A 3871-nucleotide genomic window follows, 5' to 3' on the forward strand; every position below is an offset into this window, starting at 1 on the left:
GGCCTTGTCAAACGCTACGACGCGACAGAACCTGGCGAGCTGGTCGAAGAAGGCCTTGAATTCGGGGATGGTCCAGAACAGCTCGATGTGGGTGACGAACGGCCCGACGAAGACCAGCTCGATCGGTCCGTCGCCGAACACTTGGTACGCCAGGCTCAGATCGCCGCAAGATGCGTACGCCGTGTCCGCCACGGCATGAGCGTACTGCTGAACTGACCGATGTCGGGGTGAGCGGGTTGCGTGAACTCGCAGGGCGTCACGACGGACGGATCAGCCGTCCACAGGACCATCGTCGGGTCCACGCTCGGCGTCGCGCTCGAACTCGGCGATCGCCTCGTCGATTCCGCTGGTGTCGCCGCCGATCGAGCGGTCGATGAACCCGGCCGGATCGTCGAGATCCTCGGAGTTGGGCAGCAGATCAGGGTGTTGCCAGATCGCGTCGCGGGCGTCGACACCGACCGCCTGGGTCAGCCGCTCCCACAATGTCGCGGCCTCCCGCAACTTGCGTGGTCGCAGTTCCAGGCCGACCAGCGTCGCGAAGGTCTGCTCGGCCGGGCCGCCGGTGGCCCGGCGGCGGCGCAGCGTCTCACCGAGCGCGGCCGCGCCCGGAATGCGTTCGCCCAGTGCCGCATTCACCACGGTCTGCACCCAGCCCTCGATCAGAGCCAGCAGTATCTCGAGCCGTTCCAGCGCCTGGGTCTGCTCGGGTGTGGCCTGAGGCTCGAACACCCCCTGGGTGAGCAGCTGCTCGACGGCGGCCGGGTCATTCAGTGACGCCGGGTTGAAATCGCGGGCCAGCTCTTCGATTCCGTGCATGTCGATCTTCATGCCCTTGGCGTAGGCCTCGACGGCGCCGAGCAGCTGACTGGGCAACCACGGCACATGACTGAACAGGCGGTGGTGGGCGGCCTCTCGGGCCGCAAGGAAGGTGATGATCTCGCTACGCGGCTGCTCAAGACCATCTGCGAACGCCTCGATCGCGTCGGGCAGCAGCGCCGCAATGCCCTTGGGGCCCAACGGTAATCCGACGTCCGTCGACGTCAGGACCTCGCGAGCCAAGCGCGCCAGCGCCTGGCCCAGCTGCGAGCCGAATGCCATGCCGCCCATCTGCGACATCATCGACAGCAGCGGACCCGCCATGGCCTTGGCCTCGTCGGGCAGCGCCGACGCCCACACGGTGGCGATCTGCTGAGCCATCGGGTCGCACAGCCGCTTCCAGGTCTCCAGGGTGTTGTCCACCCAGTCGCTGGGCGTCCAGGCGACCGCCTTGGTGGTGCCCGCCGGCAGCGCGGTCACCCCGTCGAGCCAGGTCTCGGCGAGGTGGACGGCGTCGCCGATCGCCTCGCGGGTGGCAACTGGGATGGGAGCGACGAAGCCGATCGTGCTGGACGCGAGTTGGCGGGCCAGCTCATAGTTCACCGGACCCGAGGATTGGCCACCCATGGAGCCGGCGCTGAACATCTGCCCGAGTCGGGTGAACATCTGGCCGAGGTCGGCCACGTTGAACTCGCCACCGAGGCCGCCCAGGCCGAATGGGTCAGCAGACCCCGAGCCGGACTCGGGGTCGTTCTCGCGGCGCTTGTCGCGGTCCGGATCGTCTCCGGAGGAGAAGCCGAAAGGCAGGTCAGCCATGTCCTCAACGGTACTCATCTCCCACCCGCGACGCGCGGCCCGTTGTCACGCTCTGAGTGAACCCGCCCGCCACGAACCTCAGCGCTCTGACCACTCCGTCTAGTCTTGGCGACGTGAACAGGCGGATTCTGACGCTGATCGTGGCGTTAATCCCGATCGTGGTCTTCGGCGTGCTGCTCGCAGTGGTGACGGTGCCTTACGTGTCGCTGGGTCCGGGCCCGGCCTTCGACACGCTCGGGGAGGTCGACGGCAAGCAGGTGGTCGACATCAAAGGCACCCAGACGCACCCGACGACGGGCCACCTGGATATGACGACGGTGTCTCAGCGTGACGATCTCAGCCTGGCCGAGGCGCTCACGCTGTGGCTGTCCGGGCAGGAACAGTTGATGCCGCGTGACCTGGTCTACCCGCCGGGCTCGTCGCGCGAGGACGTCGACAAGGCCAACGACGCCGATTTCAAAGAGTCGGAGCACAACGCCGAGTTCGCGGCCCTGGGTTATCTGAAATACCCGGAGGCCGTGACCGTTGTGACGCTGACCGATCCCGGACCTTCGGTGGGTAAGTTGCAGGCCGGTGACGCCATCAAAGCCGTCGACGGTAAGCCGATGGCCACCGTCGAGCAGTTCACCTCGTATCTGAAGACCACCAAACCCGGACAAAACGTCGCGGTCGACTTCCAACGCAAAAATGCGCCGCCCGGGGTTGCCCACATCACGTTGGGCCATCACCCGAAAGGTGATTACGGCTTTGTCGGCGTCTCGGTGACGGACGCGCCGTGGGCGCCGTTCGCGGTCGATTTCAACCTCGCCAACGTGGGCGGGCCCTCTGCGGGCCTGATGTTCAGCTTGGCGGTCATCGACAAGCTCACCACCGGCAGCCTCGCCGGCTCGAAGTTCGTGGCGGGCACCGGCACGATCAAGCCGGACGGCGAAGTGGGCCGGATCGGCGGCATCCTGCACAAGATGAGCGCGGCCCACGATGCCGGCGCGACCGTGTTTCTGGTGCCGGCCGAGAACTGCTACGAGGCAAACTCCAAACAAGTGCCCGGTTTGCAACTGGTGAAGGTCGACAACCTCGGTGCGGCAGTGGACGCGCTGCACGCCGTCGCCGCCGGCGGGAAACCGCCGAGCTGCTGACACCCGATGCGCGCCGCAGGGCGGCGCGAGGAGCAGCAGGGCAATCAGACGGAGTGCGTACAGTTGAAACGCCGAGGACAAACGAGCAGGGAGCGTAGCTAGTGGGGATGCGGCCCGCCGCCAGGATGCCGAAGCTGACTCGACGCAGCCGGACTCTGATCGCGATCGCTCTGACCGTGATCGGGCTGCTGCTCGTCGGCCCGCGACTGATCGACGCTTACGTCGACTGGCTCTGGTTCGGCGAGCTGGGCTACCGGTCGGTGTTCTCCACCGTGCTGGTGACCCGGCTGATCGTGTTCGTGGTGATCGGGTTGCTGGTCGGCGGCATCGTCTTCGCAAGCCTGGCCATGGCGTATCGCACCCGGCCGGTCTTCGTGCCGAGCAACGGCAGTGATCCGGTGGCGCGCTATCGCACCGTGGTGATGTCGCGGTTGCGGGTGATCGGTATCGGCGTCCCGGTCGCGATCGGCTTGCTCGCCGGTGTTGTCGCACAGACCTATTGGGTGCGCATTCAGCTGTTCCTGCACGGCAGCGACTTCGGCGTTCGTGACCCCCAGTTCGGCAAGGACCTTGGTTTCTACGCCTTCGAGCTGCCGTTCTACCGGCTGGTACTCAGCTTCTTCTTTGTTGCGCTGTTTTTGGCCTTTGTGGCGAACTTGTTGGCCCACTACGTCTTCGGCGGCATCCGGCTGTCCGGACGCACCGGAGCATTGAGCCGCTCGGCGCGCATCCAGTTGGTCAGCCTGGTCGGAACGCTGGTATTGCTCAAGGCGTTCGCGTACTGGCTGGATCGCTACGAGCTGCTGTCCCACACCCGTGCTGGCAAGCCGTTCACCGGGGCCGGATACACCGATATCAACGCGGTGCTGCCGGCCAAGCTGATCCTGCTGGCGATCGCGTTGATCTGTGCGGTGGCGGTGTTCTCGGCGGTTGTGCTGCGAGACTTGCGAATTCCATCGATCGGTCTGGTGTTGCTGCTGCTTTCGTCGATGGTCGTCGGCGCGGCGTGGCCGTTGATCGTCGAGCAGATCAGCGTCAAACCCAATGCGGCGCAAAAGGAACGCGAATACATCAGCCGAAGCATCACCGCGACCCGGCAAGCC

The 3871-nt window shown here is 65.8% G+C and carries 3 protein-coding genes and 1 pseudogene; 2 read left to right on the forward strand and 2 right to left on the reverse strand.

All coding sequences use genetic code 11. The features are described 5' to 3' along the window. A pseudogene (locus VN856_RS19595) lies at positions 1–192 on the reverse strand (adenylate/guanylate cyclase domain-containing protein); the annotation flags it as partial. Between the two features lie 78 nt (positions 193–270). Then, complete coding sequence (locus VN856_RS19600; RefSeq protein WP_325692016.1) at positions 271–1650, reverse strand: zinc-dependent metalloprotease; 1380 nt, start codon at positions 1648–1650, stop codon at positions 271–273. Between the two features lie 95 nt (positions 1651–1745). On the opposite strand from VN856_RS19600, the gene VN856_RS19605 reads away from it, so the two are divergent. Both VN856_RS19605 and VN856_RS19610 read left to right on the forward strand, forming a co-directional pair. After that, positions 1746–2768, forward strand: a complete 1023-nt coding sequence (locus VN856_RS19605) for a PDZ domain-containing protein (RefSeq protein WP_325692018.1) — start codon at positions 1746–1748, stop codon at positions 2766–2768. A 101-nt stretch (positions 2769–2869) separates the two neighbouring features. Further along, positions 2870–3871: UPF0182 family protein (locus VN856_RS19610; protein ID WP_325692020.1), on the forward strand; the 1002-nt coding region annotated here is incomplete at its 3' end.

This window comes from Mycobacterium sp., from assembly GCF_035603715.1.
Classification (GTDB): domain Bacteria; phylum Actinomycetota; class Actinomycetes; order Mycobacteriales; family Mycobacteriaceae; genus Mycobacterium.